Below are 14756 nucleotides of genomic sequence, written 5' to 3' on the forward strand. Positions count from 1 at the left end.
GCCGCCGCAGGTCAGAAATTGGCCAGCGGCAACCGGCCGATCTCCGGCCTCGCGAACAGGTAACCCTGCATCAATTCGATACCCAGGCCGAGCAAGGTGTCGCGCTCGGCTTCGGTTTCCACGCCTTCGGCCACGATCCGGATGTTCAGCTTGGCCGCCGCGAGGATGATCCCCGCAACGATGGCCTGCCGAACCACGTCGGTATCGATGCTGCGAGTGAGCACCATGTCCAGCTTGATGACGTGCGGCTGGAAAGTCGCCAGCAGGTTCAGGCCAGAGTACCCCGACCCAAAGTCGTCGATGGCCGTGGTAAAGCCCTGCCGTTCGTACTCGGCAAAAATCCCCTTCAGGTGCTCAGGCTCCTCCACCCGCTCACCTTCCATCACCTCGAACATCAACCGGTTCAACGGGAAGCCGAACTGGCGGGAAGCCTCGACCGTGGCGCGGATGCAGGTTTCCGGGCGGTACACGGCGTTGGGGAAGAAATTGATACTCAGCTTGCAATCAGGCAAATCCTGCAGGCGCAAGCTGGCAGCCTGCTCGATCGCCTTGACCCGACACGCCTGGTCAAACCGATAAAGGTTAGTGTCATTCACTTGCGCCAATATTTGCCCTGCGCCTTCGCCACGCACGCCACGAACCAGGGCTTCGTAGGCAAACGGGATGCCCCGGGGGACGTCGACAATAGGCTGAAACGCCATGGTGAACTCGAAATCAAGCTTTTCGAGCGCACGACACTGTGCACACCCGACCGGCACGAAAGGCTGCTCAAACAGGGGCCTGGCCATATGTTCCTCCAGATACAATCATTCAATAGTGTCACTTAGGCATCATCTTGGCGAGCCCCTAGGGCGCTAAAAGCTTGCCCGCCTGCGTTCAGCTTTCTCGGCCGCCGCCGCGACTTCTTGCATCCCGGCCGACAGGCGGGGGCCATCGCATTAAAGCGAAACAGCCTGTGGCCGATGTGGATAGCGAGGGACAAGGAGGGTCCGATATCACAAAACTGACCCATGCTCCGCGCGAGAACCTACCATGTCTTTGAAGACCTCCCTGAAGGCCCAAATGTTGCTGCTGATTGGCAGCAGCCTGTTAGCGATCCTATTGATTGCGTTGGGCTGTTTCCAATTCCTGGCTCACGCCGTACAGGATTATCGTGCGCTGGTGGATGGCCCCGTGCGGGCCGCCCAGCTGGTGGAAGAAACCAACCTGCAGTTCAAGGTGCAGGTGCAGGAATGGAAAAACGTACTGCTGCGCGGCAAGCAACCGGCGGACCTGGCCAAGTACTGGGGGCAGTTCGAGGAACGGCACCGGGCCGTTCAGGGGTTGCTCGCCGAGCTGATCGCCGAACCCGCTATGCCGGCAGCATTGAAGCAGCGCGCCACCCAGGTGCGCGACGGCCACCAGGCGCTGTTGGCGGCCTACAGCAAGGGCCGCGATGCGTTTGTTGCCACTGGCGCCGACCCCGTAGCCGGCGACCGCGCCGTGCAAGGGATCGACCGGGCACTCACCGATCAGCTCAGCCAACTGGCAGAAGACATGAGCAGGGATGCCCGTACCCAGGCCACTGTCATCAGTGCCCGGGCCGAGCAAATCCTCTGGCTTGGTCTATCAATTCTTGTTGTTTCCACGCTATTGGTCGCCTGCCTGAGCCTGTGGCTGGTGACCCGTCGGCTGGTAGCGCCGGTGACCCGGCTGATTGCGTACGTGGCTGACCTGAGCAAAGGCAAATTCGCGGAACGTGTTCATAACGACCGTGAGGATGAATTGGGCCAGCTGGCGATAGCCGCCAATACCCTGCGCGATTTCCTCGACGAAACGTTCACCCGGCTCAAGCGCAACGCCAGCGAGCTTGACGGCGCCAGCTCCGCCCTTCACCAGATCGCCCGCCAGATGGCAGCCGGCACCGATGAGCAGTTCACCCGTACCGACCAGGTCGCCACGGCCATGCACGAGATGTCCGCCACCGCCCAGGAAGTGGCCCACCATGCGCAGGAAGCCGCGCGCGCCGCAGAAGATGCCGACCACTCTGCTCACCAGGGCGGCGAGGTGATGCAGGCAACCATCGAGGCGATCGACCATATGCGGGTGGAAATCGAAACCACGGCGTCGGTGATCCGCAAGCTGGAAAACGACAGCGGGCGGGTGGGCAAGGTGCTTGAGGTGATTCGCGGTATCGCTGAGCAAACCAACCTGTTGGCGCTGAACGCGGCGATCGAAGCGGCGCGCGCCGGGGAAGCCGGGCGCGGCTTCGCGGTCGTGGCGGACGAAGTACGCAGCCTGGCGCAACGGACGTCCTCTTCGATCAGCGAGATCAATCAGATCATCGATGCCGTGCAATTGGGCACCACTGATGCGGCGCGGGCCATCGAGAGCGGCAAACAGCGCAGCGAGCAAAGCGTGGAACACGTGAACAAGACCGGCGCGATGTTGCAGCGTATTACCACCGCCATCGAAGCGATCCGCGGCATGAACCAGCAGATTGCTACGGCTGCCGAAGAGCAGACCGCGGTGGCCGAAGACATTTCGCGCAACCTCACCGAGATCACGACCATCGCCGTGGCCAACCAGCGAAGCGTGCAGGATACCGAAAGCGCCAGTGGGCGGCTGCATGACTTGTCCGGGCAACTGAACGCCCTCACGGCTCGCCTGGGCAATTGATTCCGGCCGGCTCCGCCGCCGCGATGGCTGGCGGCGGCGGGCGGGGCGGCTAGACTTCCCCCACATGCAGTAAATCGGGGGCTGGCACGCGTGAAGATCCGTACGAAGATCATCGCTTCAGGCTTGATCACCTTGTTCTCGGTAGTGTTGCTGTGGGTGATCGGTACGCTGTGCTATCAGCAGATCGTGGCCGCGCTCAAGGAGAACGAAACCAGCCTTCTGGCGATACGGCAGCACATGCAGGCGGACATGATGCATGACGCCATCCGCGGCGACGTACTGGCCGCGCTGCTCACCGCGCCTGGGGATAACCAAGGCGCCGCAGCGGTACGCGAAGCCTTTAGCGAACATGCGCAAAGCATGCGCGATTCCACCCGTGCCAATGCTCAGGCACCCCTCCCGACTGAACTGTCCACCGCGCTTCAATCATTGCCCGCACAGGCTGACCGCTATATCCAGAGCGCCAGCGCATTGATCGACGTGGCGGTTTCGGACCCCGCACGCGCTCAGCCACTTCGCCCTGCGTTCAAAGAGGCGTTCGAGGCGATGGAAGCCAGCAATGAAAAACTCAGCGACTTGATAGAGGCCAACGCCAGCGCAAGCAGTGAGCGACAGACCGCCACCCTGCTGGCCGCAGCACGGTGGCTGGCGCTATGCCTGGTGATCATCGTGGTAGCGCTGGGGTTTCTCTGCCGCCAGGTACTCAGCGGCGTACTGCGCCCGCTGGCCGGTATTATCACTTCCGCCAAAGCCATCGCCGGCGGCGACCTGAGGCAGGCGCCGCCACGCCATACCAGCCAGGACGAAATGGGCGACCTCGTGCAGGCCATTGCAGAGATGCAGAGCAGCTTGCGGGACATGATCGGCACCGTACGCCATGAAAGCCAGGCCCTGCTGGCGGCTTCGCGCCAGCTGGGGCAAACGGCGGAAGACGTGGTGGCCAGCGCGGACGAACAGGCCGACAACGCCACCAGCGTAGCGGCCAGCATGGAACAGATGATGGCGAACATTACCCAGGTGGCGGACCATGCCGACACTGCCCGTGGCCTTTCCGCGCAATCGGAGAACCTGGCCAGCAGCGGCGGCCAGGTCATTCTCGGGGTAGTGGGGAGCATGACGCGCATCGCCGAGGTGGTCAGCCAGTCGTCCAGCAGCATCGTCTCGCTGGACGCCTCCTCCGAGGAGATCCATTCGATCATTCAGGTGATCAAAAGCATCGCCGAGCAAACCAACCTGCTGGCGCTCAACGCCGCGATCGAGGCCGCCCGCGCAGGGGAAGCAGGGCGAGGCTTTGCCGTAGTCGCGGATGAAGTACGGGGGCTGGCGGCGCGCACGTCCAAGTCTACGCAAGAAATCACCGCCATGATCGAACGCCTGCGCGGCAGCGCGCGCGACGCGGCCACCAACATGCAGGCCTGCGTGGCCCGCGTGGACGAAGGCGTTGCCCTGGCACAGGAAGCGGGTGTGTCCATCAACGAGATACGAAACGGCGCCCATAACGCCGCCGAGCGCGTTGTAGACATTTCCAGCACCATCAGCGAGCAAAGCCTGGCCAGCGATGAGATGGCGCGCCGGGTGACCGCGATCGCCGAGCGCTCCCGCAGCTATAGCGCTTCGATGCACCTGCTGCAGGAAACGGCCGCGCAGCTGAACGCGGCGGCTGCGGCCATGCAGGCGTCGATCGGGCGATTTGAGGTTTGAGGCGGAGCGGCATTTCCCCCAGACTGCCTCGATGTAAAGCCGCCCCGTTCGCCAGACGTCCTGTTGCTGAGGTTTGACAATGCTGATTGCCGTAGCGATTTTTGTGTTCACCTTGGTGCTGGTGATCTGGCAGCCCAAGGGCCTGGGGGTAGGTTGGAGCGCGGCGGGGGGCGCTGTGCTGGCGCTGGTGACAGGGGTGGTGAGCCTGGGCGATGTGCCGGCGGTGTGGCATGTGGTGTGGAATGCGACGGCCACGTTTATCGCGATCATTGTCATCAGCCTGTTGTTGGATGAAGCGGGTTTCTTCGAGTGGATTGCCTTGCACGTGGCCCGCTGGGGCCGGGGCAACGGCAGCCGTTTGTTCGCGCTGATGGTGCTGCTCGGCGCGGCGGTGTCCGCGATATTCGCCAACGATGGCGCCGCGCTGATCCTTACCCCTATCGTGATCGCCATGCTCACCGCGCTGCGCTTCAGCCCGGCGGCTACGCTGGCGTTCGTGATGGCGGCGGGGTTTATCTCGGACACGGCAAGCCTGCCCATGGTGGTGTCCAACCTGGTGAACATCGTGTCGGCGGACTTCTTCAAGGTCGGGTTCGGCGAATACGCCTCCGTGATGTGGCCAGTGAACGTGGTGAGCGTCGCGGCCACTTTGCTGATGTTGTGGGTGTTCTATCGAAAGGACATCCCGGCCCGGTACGCGTCGGAAGAATTACGCAAACCTGCCGAAGCTATCCATGACCGCGCCACATTCGTGGCCGGCTGGTGGGTACTGGCGCTATTGCTATTGGGCCTGTTCGCACTGGAGCCGCTCGGTGTGCCCGTGAGTGCGGTGGCCGCAGTGTGTGCGGTGATCCTGCTGTTGATTGCCGGCAAAGGGCACCGCATTTCCACCCGCAAGGTGATCAGGCACGCGCCCTGGCACATTGTGGTGTTTTCGCTGGGCATGTACCTGGTGGTGTACGGGCTGCGCAACGCCGGCCTTACCGACGCCCTTGCCACAGTGCTCGACGCGCTGGGCAAACAGGGGTTATGGGCGGCCACGCTGGGCACCGGCATGATCGCCGCGCTGCTGTCCTCGGTAATGAACAACCTGCCCAGCGTACTGATCGGCGCCCTTTCGATTCAGGGTAGCCATGCAACCGGCGCGGTGCATCAGGCCATGGTGTACGCCAACGTCATCGGCTGCGATCTCGGCCCCAAGATCACGCCGATCGGCAGCCTGGCAACGTTGCTGTGGCTTCACGTGCTGGCGAAGAAGGAAATCCGCATTACCTGGGGTTACTACTTCAAGGTGGGCAGCGTACTTACCCTCCCCATTCTGCTGGTAACCCTGGCTGCGCTGGCGCTGCGGTTGAGCGTTCACCCCTGAGAGCAAGCGATGAAAACGCCCATCAACTGCCAGACCCGTGTAGCCACCCCTTCAGACGCTGCGGCCATCCAGGCGATTTATGCGCCCGTGGTGGAACACACGGCGATTTCCTTTGAACTGGCGCCGCCCTCTGTCGAAGAGATCGCGCAGCGGATCACGGCTACGCTGCCGATGTTTCCGTACCTGGTTGCCGAACAGGATGGCCAGGTGATGGGGTATGCCTATGCCAGCGCGCACCGGGCGAGGCTCGCTTATCGGTGGTCTGTGGATGTCACCGTGTACGTTGCGTCAAACGCCCAACGTAAAGGCATAGGCCGTGCCCTCTACCAGCGCTTGCTGCCTTTGTTGGAACGCCAGGGGTTTCATTCGGCCTATGCGGGTATTGCCTTGCCGAATGCTGGGAGCATCGGGCTGCATGAAGCGCTGGGGTTCGTGCACATCGGCACCTACCCGGAAGTCGGGTTCAAGCACGGCAAATGGCATGACGTGGGGTATTGGCGCAAGGCGTTGAATGGGGCTACGCCGCCGGGCGAGGTGACTGCGTTTGCGGAGCTGGTGGTGGGATGAAGATTGGGCGTTGCGATTGCGGGCGAGACCGCGGGGGAGATGGTGCCGGAGACAGGAATCGAACCTGCGACCTTCGCGTTACGAGTGCGCTGCTCTACCGACTGAGCTACACCGGCGTGTTTCGGGTGTGTACGCTATCACCGCTCGGGCGCACGGGCAAGCCCTTGTAGCCGCTGACTTTTTCAGGCGCCTGGGCAGGATTTTGGGGCGTAGGCGGCTGGGGCGGTGGTAGCGCAGGTCCAGGCCGGCGTAGCGTCCCGTGTCCAGGTGATGGTTTGGCCATCCACCGATGCGGGAGCATTGGTGATGGTGCAGACAATAGTGCCAAGACCTGTGGAAGCCGTACCGTTCGCTGCAATAGTGCTGCAGGTTCCGGTCGACGCCTGGCCACCGATCTCGCCTGGGGCGGTTACATTGCTGCCTGACTCGAGACGGTCCTGAAAACCTGCTTTCAGCGCAGACGTTTCCGCCACGCCCGCGAGCACCTTGGCTCGGGCTTGGTAAGAGGTGTAAGCGGGAATTGCAATCGCCGCGAGTATGCCGATTATTGCTACCACGACCATCAGCTCGATCAGGGTAAAGCCTTTTGCGCCTTTCACGGCTGCGCTCCCTGTAAAAGAATCAAGGCCCGGGAAAGGGCCTTGAACGTCACATAGCTAATCAGCTGCAGCCTTTTGGTTTGTAGTCCGCGCTAGAGATACCGGTTGTAGAACAGCTCCAGCCAGTGGTCGCATCACGGGTCAAAATGATAACGCCCCCAGCAACGGCGGTAGGCGCGTTCTGCAGGGTGCACTTCAGGGTATTGGCTGTCGCGAAATCAAACACACAGTTAGCCGTAGCGTTGGCCGAAATACCAAGCGAGGTTGCCGAAATAGCAGTATTGGTGCTCAGCGCATCCTCATAGTTGGTTTTCAAAGCAGATACCTCGGCCAGCCCCGCAGCAGTCTTAGCCCGCGCTTGATACTTCGAATAAGCGGGAATCGCAATCGCCGCCAAAATACCGATGATCGCAACCACGATCATCAATTCGATAAGGGTAAAACCCTTCTGATTCTTCATACTCGTTCTCCTAATGCGAGAAGGCCTTGTGACCTGAAACCCACGGAGCAACCGCCATGCCAAGCGCCAGAGGGCAACGTTTCCGGCGCACCACCGGCATTGGCCATCATTTTGCCCGCACCTCGGCTTCGTCGCTAACTGACGTTTTTTGTCACTTTGCCCCAATCATTTGGCACCCGCAGGTGGACTAGGCTATAAACGAGCGACCGAAGGAGTCTGGCTACCCATGAATGACATCGCCCTGACCGGCCTGGCCAAGCAGTTGGTCGTTGCAGAACTGTTGAACGAGAAAAACGCCCAGCAGGCGTTCCAGCAGGCCCAACGCAACAAGATCCCGCTGGTGCATTACCTCGTGCAAACGAAGCTGGTGCGTGGGCGGGACATCGCGGAGCTGGCGGCGGACCAGTTCGGCATGGCGGTGCTGGATATTTCCACCATCGACAAGGACGCGTTCCCACAAGGCGTGGTCAACGAGCGGCTGGTACGCCAGCATCGCGCCTTGCCGCTGTGGCGCCGGGGCAACAAGCTGTTTATCGCCCTGTCGGACCCTACCAACCAGCAAGCCATCACGGACATCCAGTTCAACACCGGGCTGAACGCAGAAGCCATTCTGGTAGAGGACGACAAGCTCAGCGACGCCATCGACCGCTTCTTCGAGAGCAACACAGGGCTTGAGGACTTAGGCGATGTGGACCTCGACGGCCTGGATATCGAATCCACCGATGACAAGCGCGACGATGCGCCGGGCGGGGACGCCGACGACGCGCCGGTGGTGCGCTTCGTGAACAAGATGCTACTGGACGCGATCCGCAGCGGCTCGTCCGACCTCCACTTCGAGCCCTACGAACGGGCCTACCGGGTGCGCTTCCGTACCGACGGCATGCTGCGCGAGATTGCCCGGCCCCCTATCAGCCTGGCTGGGCGGATTGCCGCGCGTTTGAAGGTGATGGCCAGCCTGGACATTTCCGAGCGTCGCAAGCCCCAGGACGGGCGCATCAAGATGCGCATTTCCAAGAGCAAGGCCATCGACTTCCGGGTAAACACCTTGCCCACCCTGTGGGGCGAGAAGATCGTGATGCGTATCCTCGACCCCACCAGCGCCCAGCTGGGTATCGACGCGTTGGGCTATGAGGAAAATCAGAAGCAGTTGTACCTGGACGCGCTCAGCCAGCCCCAGGGAATGATCCTGGTAACCGGGCCCACGGGTTCGGGTAAAACCGTGTCGCTGTACACCGGCCTTAACATCCTCAATACCGTGGACATCAATATTTCCACGGCCGAGGACCCGGTGGAAATCAACATGGAAGGCATCAACCAGGTAAACGTGAACCCGCGGCAGGGGATGGACTTCGCCTCGGCGCTGCGTTCGTTCCTCCGGCAAGACCCTGACGTGATCATGGTGGGGGAAATCCGCGACCTGGAAACCGCCGAAATTGCCATCAAGGCGGCGCAAACCGGCCACCTTGTACTGTCTACCCTGCACACCAACAGCGCAGCGGAAACCCTGACCCGCTTGCAGAACATGGGTGTGGCGGGCTTCAACATTGCCACGTCGGTGAACCTGATCATCGCCCAGCGGCTGGCGCGCAAGTTGTGCCCGCACTGCAAGCAAGAGGCGGACATCCCCCGTGACGTATTGATCGAGGAAGGCTTCCCGCCTGAGAGCATCGGCACCTTCAAGGTGTATGAGCCCAAAGGCTGTGACCAGTGCAACAACGGTTATCGGGGTCGCCAGGGTATCTACGAGGTGGTGAAAAACACTCCGGCGCTGCAACGGCTGATCATGGAAGCTGCGAACTCCATTGATATCGCCGTGCAAATGCGGGCAGAAGGCTTCAGCGACCTGCGCCAGTCCGGTTTGGCCAAGGTCATGCAAGGTGTAACCAGCCTGGAAGAAGTCAACCGGGTGACCAAGGACTAAGCCATGGCCGTGAAAGCAGTAAAGCCAATCAAGCCGTCCGTATTCAGCTGGCAGGGTGTCGATCGCAAGGGCGCCAAGGTCAGTGGGCAGATGTCCGCGGCCAACGTTGCGCTGGTGAAAGCGCAACTGCGGCGCCAGGGCATCAATCCCGGCAAGGTTAAAAAACAAGCAACGTCACTGTTCGGCAAAGGGAAGAAGATCAAACCGCTGGACATTGCTTTCTTCACCCGCCAAATGGCGACGATGATGCGCGCCGGCGTGCCCATGCTGCAGTCCTTCGACATCATCATCGAGGGGGTGGATAACCCCAACATGAAGAAGCTGGTAGACGAACTGAAGCAGGAAGTTGCGGCAGGTAACAGTTTCGCCAACTCTCTGCGGCGCAAGCCCGAATACTTCGACGACCTGTATTGCAACCTGGTAAATGCCGGTGAACAGGCCGGTGCGCTGGAAACGCTGCTGGACCGGGTGGCGACCTACAAGGAAAAGACCGAGGCATTGAAGGCCAAGATCAAGAAAGCGATGACCTACCCTATCGCCGTTCTGGTAGTTGCCTGTGTGGTTTCGGCGATCCTGCTGATAAAGGTAGTCCCGCAGTTCAAAAGTGTATTTGAGGGGTTCGGGGCTGAACTCCCTGCGTTTACGCAGATGGTCATCAACCTTTCCGAAGCCTTGCAGGCGTGGTGGTATATCGTCCTGGCGGGTATCGTCGGGGTGATATACGTGTTCCGCCGTTTGCATAAAACCAACCAGCGGTTCCGCGATGGTGTGGACAAGTTCCTTTTGAAGATTCCTATCGTGGGCGGCATTCTCTACAAATCGTCAGTGGCCCGCTTCGCTCGCACCCTATCGACTACGTTCGCAGCGGGCGTACCCTTGGTTGAAGCACTGGATTCTGTCGCAGGTGCCACGGGCAACGTGGTGTTCAAGCGCGCGGTTTATCAAATCCGCCAGGATGTTTCCACGGGCATGCAACTCAATGTCTCGATGCGAAACACCGGAGCGTTCCCCAGCATGGCAATCCAGATGACGTCCATCGGTGAAGAGTCTGGCGCGCTGGACGGCATGCTGGACAAGGTTGCCAGTTATTTCGAAGGCGAGGTGGATAACGCCGTCGATAACCTCACCACCCTCATGGAACCCATGATCATGGCTGTGCTCGGCGTACTCGTCGGCGGGCTGGTTGTGGCCATGTACCTTCCCATCTTCCAGCTTGGTTCTGTCGTTTAAATGCCTGCTTTCGACCTTCTGGCCAGCTCACCGCTGGCCACCTCCCTCTGCGCGCTGTTGTTGGGCCTGCTGGTGGGAAGTTTCCTCAATGTGGTGATTCACCGCTTGCCTATCATGATGAACGCCGACTGGCGCAAGCAGGCCCGCGAGTACTTGAAGTTGCCGGAGGAAACACCGGGCCCTGTGTATAACTTGATGGTGCCGCGCTCGGCCTGCCCGCAGTGTGGCCATCGCATCAGCGCTGTGGAAAACATCCCCATCGTGAGTTACCTCTGGCTGCGCGGGCGTTGCGCCGGCTGCCAGGCACACATCCCACGCCGTTACCCGCTGGTAGAGCTGGCGTGCGGGCTGCTGTCCGCCTTTATCGCCTGGCACTTCGGCGCTACCTGGCAGGCGGCGGCCATGTTGCTGCTCACGTGGGGCTTGCTGGCGATGAGCATGATCGACGTAGACCATCAACTGCTGCCCGATGCCCTCGTACTACCCTTATTGTGGCTGGGGTTGATCGTGAATGCCCTTGGGCTGTTCGTGCCGCTGGCGGATGCGCTGTGGGGCGCCGTGGCCGGCTACCTCAGCCTGTGGTTGGTGTTCTGGGTATTCCGCCTGCTTACCGGCAAGGAAGGCATGGGCTACGGGGACTTCAAGCTGCTGTCGCTGATCGGCGCCTGGGGTGGCTGGCAAGTGCTGCCACTGACCATACTGCTTTCCAGTGCCGTCGGCGCAGTGCTGGGCACGCTCATGCTGCGCGCGCGTGGGGCCAGCCATGCCACGCCCATCCCTTTCGGTCCCTACCTGGCGGTTGCCGGCTGGATCGCGCTGATCTGGGGTGATGAAATAACCACGTCCTATCTTCAGTTCGCGGGGTTCGGCCAGTGAGCGCAAGCAAATCGCACCCTTGGGTGCTGGGCCTTACCGGCGGCATTGGCAGCGGCAAAAGCGCGGTGGCGGACCGCTTCGCCCAGCTGGGGCTGGAAGTGGTAGACGCCGACCAGGCCTCACGTTGGGTGGTGGAACCCGGCCGGCCGGCGCTGGCGGCGTTGGCGGAACACTTCGGCGAGGGCATTCTGCAGGCGGATGGCACCCTGCACCGTGCCGAGCTGCGCAAGCGCATCTTCGAAAGTACCGACGAGCGCCTGTGGGTAGAAAAGCTGCTGCACCCGTTGATTGCCACGGAAATTGCCGAGCGCCTGCAGGCGGCGAAGTCGCCGTACGCGGTATTCGTTTCACCGTTGATGATCGAGTCGGGGCAGTACCGCCTGGCCAACCGCCTGCTGGTGATCGACGCCCCGCGGGAGCTTCAGGTCGCACGAACCTTACGCCGGGACGGCAGCAGCCAGGCGCAGATCGACGCCATACTGGCCGCCCAGGCCACCCGGGAGGATCGCCGGGCCTTGGCCGATGACGTGATCCTCAACGACAATACCCTCGAACACCTCCAGGCGGAGGTAGACCGCCTGCACCTTGTTTACTTGTCTATAGCTGGAATGCATTCATGACCCAACCCACCCTCGTCAACTGCCCCACCTGTGGGGCCCCTGTGGAATGGAGCAGTGCCTCCCCCAACCGGCCCTTCTGTTCGGACCGCTGCAAGCTGATCGACCTGGGCGCCTGGGCGTCCGAAGAGCACAAGATTGCCGGCCGCGAAGAATCCGAGGATGAGCTGTTTTCAGGCGATTTGCCGCCCAGCCATCACTAAGCCTGCTGTTCAGGGCTTGTCGTCCTTCGCCATGGCTGTTACGAATAGCCCAAGCCGCACATGAGGCAAGGCCATGGACGATTCCGACTACCTGCGCCTGTTGACCACCCAGGCCGAAGAAGCGAACGCGCTGCTTTCCAATGCGCGCAAGTGGGAGCGCGAGCGTTGGGTGTGCCAGCGGCTGCTGCAGGGCCTGAATATCGCCTACAGCACGGAGGAGTTCCTGCCGGTAGGCCAGGAGCCGCCGGACGTGCTGTTTCGGGATGCCAACTTCGAAGTGTTCTTCGTGCTGGACGAAGGCCGTCGCCTCAATGATGAGTGGCGCGAGGAGTTGCAACGCCGCCGCAGCGCCTTCTCCCTCAGCCAGCTGGTACGCCGGGAAGCTCGGCCCAAACGCATCCGCGCCCCGGAGCTGCTGACGCGGCTGGGGCCTACCTTGCGCAAGAAAGCCCACAACTACCTGGAACGTGGCCTGGACCTGGGCGAGCTGGACATGATCGCCTTCGCCAGCCTCAAGCGCGACGTGCTCAACCTCAACAGCCATTTCCCCCCGCCCACGGAGTACCTGCGCCAGGGCTGGCGGTCGTTGTCGCTGGTGGGCCCGAACTTTGCGCGGGTACTGTTCGCTCACCCGGATGCGCCCGACTTTCTGCGGGCGAACCTGGGCCGGAGCATTCTGTTCGACGTGGGGATAACCCTGTGACAACCGCGCCCATGGCGCCGCGCCCGGGACAGTGTTAAAACTAGCGCATTGCGTACACCTGCCGGCCTGTCGAATGCCCGCCCCTCGCCTTACCGCACCGCTGCCCTCCTCTTCCAGCCCTGGAAAAATGCCAGCTCGCTGCGTGCAACATTTTGCCCAGCGCCGCGGTCTATTCGCGCAACCTGAACCCTGCCTCAGCCTGGATGGGCGCTCGAAGCTGCCTTGCGCTCGCCCCGTCCAGTTGCCCTCGCCGCCAGCCGCGGCCAGGGAGCACGGATTTTTCAACCTTACGAGATACCTCCATGAAACATCGCATCGTGATCGTTGGCGGCGGCGCCGGCGGCCTGGAACTGGCGACCCGCCTGGGTAAAACCCTGGGCAAACGCGGCAAGGCCAGCATCACCCTGGTGGACGCCAACCTGACGCACATCTGGAAGCCCCTGCTGCACGAAGTGGCGGCGGGCTCCTTGAACTCGTCCGGCGACGAGCTCAATTACCTCGCCCAGGCCAAGTGGAACCACTTCGAGTTCCAATTGGGCCGTATGAGTGGGCTGGACCGCCCCAACCAGCGGATTACCTTGGCCGCTACGCTCGACGACAGCGGCACCGAACTGGTGCCGGAGCGTGAACTGGCCTACGACACGCTGGTGATCGCCGTGGGCAGCACTACCAACGATTTCGGCACCAAGGGCGCGGCCGAGCATTGCCTGTTCCTGGACACCCGCAAGCAGGCCGAGCGCTTCCACCAGCAGCTGCTGAACGCCTACCTGCGGGCCCACGCGCAGGAAGGCTCGCACCAGGAAGAAATCACCGTGGCCATCGTCGGCGCTGGCGCCACTGGGGTGGAGCTCGCCGCCGAACTGCACCATGCCGCCCACGAGCTGGCTGCCTATGGCCTGGGCCGTATTCGCCCGGAAAACATGCGCATCACGGTCATCGAGGCGGGCCCGCGGGTATTGCCGGCCTTGCCTGAGCGGATCAGCACGCCGGTGCACCGCACCCTCGAGAAGCTGGGCGTAACGGTGCTCACCGGTGCCGCCGTAAGCGAGGTGACCGCCGACAGCCTGCACACCACCGACGGCAAGGTGATTCCGGCGCGGCTTAAGGTGTGGGCGGCAGGTATTCGTGCCCCGGCCTTCCTGGAAAACCTCGGCGGCCTGGAAACCAACCGCATCAACCAACTGCAGGTGCGCCCTACCCTGCAAACCACCCTGGATGACAACATCTTCGCCTTCGGTGACTGCGCCGCCTGCCCGCAGCCCGGCAGCGACCGTAACGTGCCGCCACGGGCCCAGGCCGCGCACCAGCAAGCCTCGCTGCTGGTTAAATCGCTCAAGGCTCGGCTCGAAGGCGGCACCCTGCCCGAATACCGCTACACCGACTACGGTTCGCTCATTTCCCTCAGCCGCTTCTCGGCAGTGGGCAACCTGATGGGCAACCTGACCGGCAGCGTGATGCTGGAAGGCTGGCTGGCGCGGATGTTCTACGTGTCGCTATACCGCATGCACCAGATGGCGCTGTATGGCCCGTTCCGTACCGCCATGTCCATGCTGGGCAGCCGCCTGGGGCGCGGCACCGAGCCACGGCTAAAGCTGCACTGAGATAGGACGCCTCTAACCCTGTGGGAGCAGGGCGGAGCCGAAGGCGGAGCTCGCGAATAAGGCCTTGAGAATACAGCTCAAGACTGTTGCTTCCCACAAGGTCCGCTGTGGCACTGGGAACAACTCTGTTCCATGAGAGCCGGCTTCGCCGGCTCCTATGCTTCGAGATATCCACTGGAAAAATGCCGCTTGCCATACCTGTATATACAGGTTTAGATAACAGGCATTGCCCACGTACCAGGATACTTCTC

General features: G+C 61.9%; 14 protein-coding genes, 1 tRNA gene and 2 pseudogenes. 13 read left to right on the top strand and 4 right to left on the bottom strand.

The features are described 5' to 3' along the window. Positions 1-11 precede the first annotated feature (11 nt). Positions 12-788, bottom strand: coding sequence for an EAL domain-containing protein (locus AC3Z8Y_RS20410; protein ID WP_490087330.1), 777 nt, complete (start codon positions 786-788; stop codon positions 12-14). A 748-nt stretch (positions 789-1536) separates the two neighbouring features. Here AC3Z8Y_RS20410 and AC3Z8Y_RS20415 point away from each other — a divergent pair. From AC3Z8Y_RS20415 to AC3Z8Y_RS20440, 6 genes and pseudogenes are all read left to right on the top strand, one after another. Next, positions 1537-1725, top strand: a pseudogene (locus AC3Z8Y_RS20415) (methyl-accepting chemotaxis protein); the annotation flags it as partial. A gap of 228 nt (positions 1726-1953) precedes the next feature. Continuing rightward, positions 1954-2658, top strand: coding sequence for a methyl-accepting chemotaxis protein (locus AC3Z8Y_RS20420; protein WP_490090058.1), 705 nt, complete (start codon positions 1954-1956; stop codon positions 2656-2658). A 546-nt stretch (positions 2659-3204) separates the two neighbouring features. Next, positions 3205-3504, top strand: a pseudogene (locus tag AC3Z8Y_RS20425) (HAMP domain-containing protein); the annotation flags it as partial. Between the two features lie 141 nt (positions 3505-3645). Further along, positions 3646-4359: a methyl-accepting chemotaxis protein gene (locus AC3Z8Y_RS20430; RefSeq protein ID WP_490090059.1), complete on the top strand. Its 714-nt coding sequence runs from the start codon at positions 3646-3648 to the stop codon at positions 4357-4359. Between the two features lie 79 nt (positions 4360-4438). Next, a complete protein-coding gene (locus AC3Z8Y_RS20435; protein ID WP_490087331.1) occupies positions 4439-5728 on the top strand; it encodes an arsenic transporter in 1290 nt (429 codons plus the stop codon). Between the two features lie 9 nt (positions 5729-5737). Beyond that, positions 5738-6295, top strand: coding sequence for an arsinothricin resistance N-acetyltransferase ArsN1 family B (locus AC3Z8Y_RS20440; RefSeq protein WP_490087332.1), 558 nt, complete (start codon positions 5738-5740; stop codon positions 6293-6295). 40 nt (positions 6296-6335) lie between these two features. Here AC3Z8Y_RS20440 and AC3Z8Y_RS20445 read toward each other — a convergent pair. The 3 genes from AC3Z8Y_RS20445 to AC3Z8Y_RS20455 all read right to left on the bottom strand — a co-directional run bounded on the left by AC3Z8Y_RS20445 (position 6336) and on the right by AC3Z8Y_RS20455 (position 7354). Then, positions 6336-6411 (bottom strand) — tRNA-Thr (locus AC3Z8Y_RS20445). Positions 6412-6477: 66 nt separating this feature from the next. Then, positions 6478-6894 (bottom strand): pilin, encoded by a 417-nt coding sequence (locus AC3Z8Y_RS20450; protein WP_490087333.1) that lies wholly within the window; start codon positions 6892-6894, stop codon positions 6478-6480. Between the two features lie 61 nt (positions 6895-6955). Next, entirely contained in the window at positions 6956-7354 is a 399-nt protein-coding gene (locus AC3Z8Y_RS20455; RefSeq protein ID WP_490087334.1) for a pilin, read from the bottom strand. Positions 7355-7580: 226 nt separating this feature from the next. On the opposite strand from AC3Z8Y_RS20455, the gene pilB reads away from it, so the two are divergent. From pilB to AC3Z8Y_RS20490, 7 genes are all read left to right on the top strand, one after another. Further along, positions 7581-9275 carry a type IV-A pilus assembly ATPase PilB gene (pilB, locus tag AC3Z8Y_RS20460; protein WP_490087335.1) on the top strand — a complete coding sequence of 565 codons (1695 nt, stop codon included), beginning with the start codon at positions 7581-7583 and terminating at the stop codon, positions 9273-9275. A gap of 3 nt (positions 9276-9278) precedes the next feature. Then, positions 9279-10505 carry a type II secretion system F family protein gene (locus AC3Z8Y_RS20465; RefSeq protein ID WP_490087336.1) on the top strand — a complete coding sequence of 409 codons (1227 nt, stop codon included), beginning with the start codon at positions 9279-9281 and terminating at the stop codon, positions 10503-10505. Then, positions 10506-11381, top strand: a complete 876-nt coding sequence (locus AC3Z8Y_RS20470) for a prepilin peptidase (RefSeq protein ID WP_490087337.1) — start codon at positions 10506-10508, stop codon at positions 11379-11381. Then, entirely contained in the window at positions 11378-12001 is a 624-nt protein-coding gene (gene coaE / locus AC3Z8Y_RS20475) for a dephospho-CoA kinase (RefSeq protein WP_490087338.1), read from the top strand. Before AC3Z8Y_RS20470 ends, coaE begins: the two co-directional genes overlap by 4 nt. Beyond that, positions 11998-12201, top strand: a complete 204-nt coding sequence (yacG, locus tag AC3Z8Y_RS20480) for a DNA gyrase inhibitor YacG (RefSeq protein ID WP_181115608.1) — start codon at positions 11998-12000, stop codon at positions 12199-12201. The genes coaE and yacG overlap by 4 nt, the downstream gene beginning before the upstream one ends. A gap of 73 nt (positions 12202-12274) precedes the next feature. After that, entirely contained in the window at positions 12275-12904 is a 630-nt protein-coding gene (locus AC3Z8Y_RS20485) for a DUF1780 domain-containing protein (RefSeq protein WP_181115610.1), read from the top strand. A 302-nt stretch (positions 12905-13206) separates the two neighbouring features. After that, a complete protein-coding gene (locus AC3Z8Y_RS20490; protein ID WP_490087339.1) occupies positions 13207-14505 on the top strand; it encodes an NAD(P)/FAD-dependent oxidoreductase in 1299 nt (432 codons plus the stop codon). Positions 14506-14756 lie beyond the last annotated feature (251 nt).

The organism is Pseudomonas sp. 3MAES_34.3B (genome assembly GCF_058145875.1).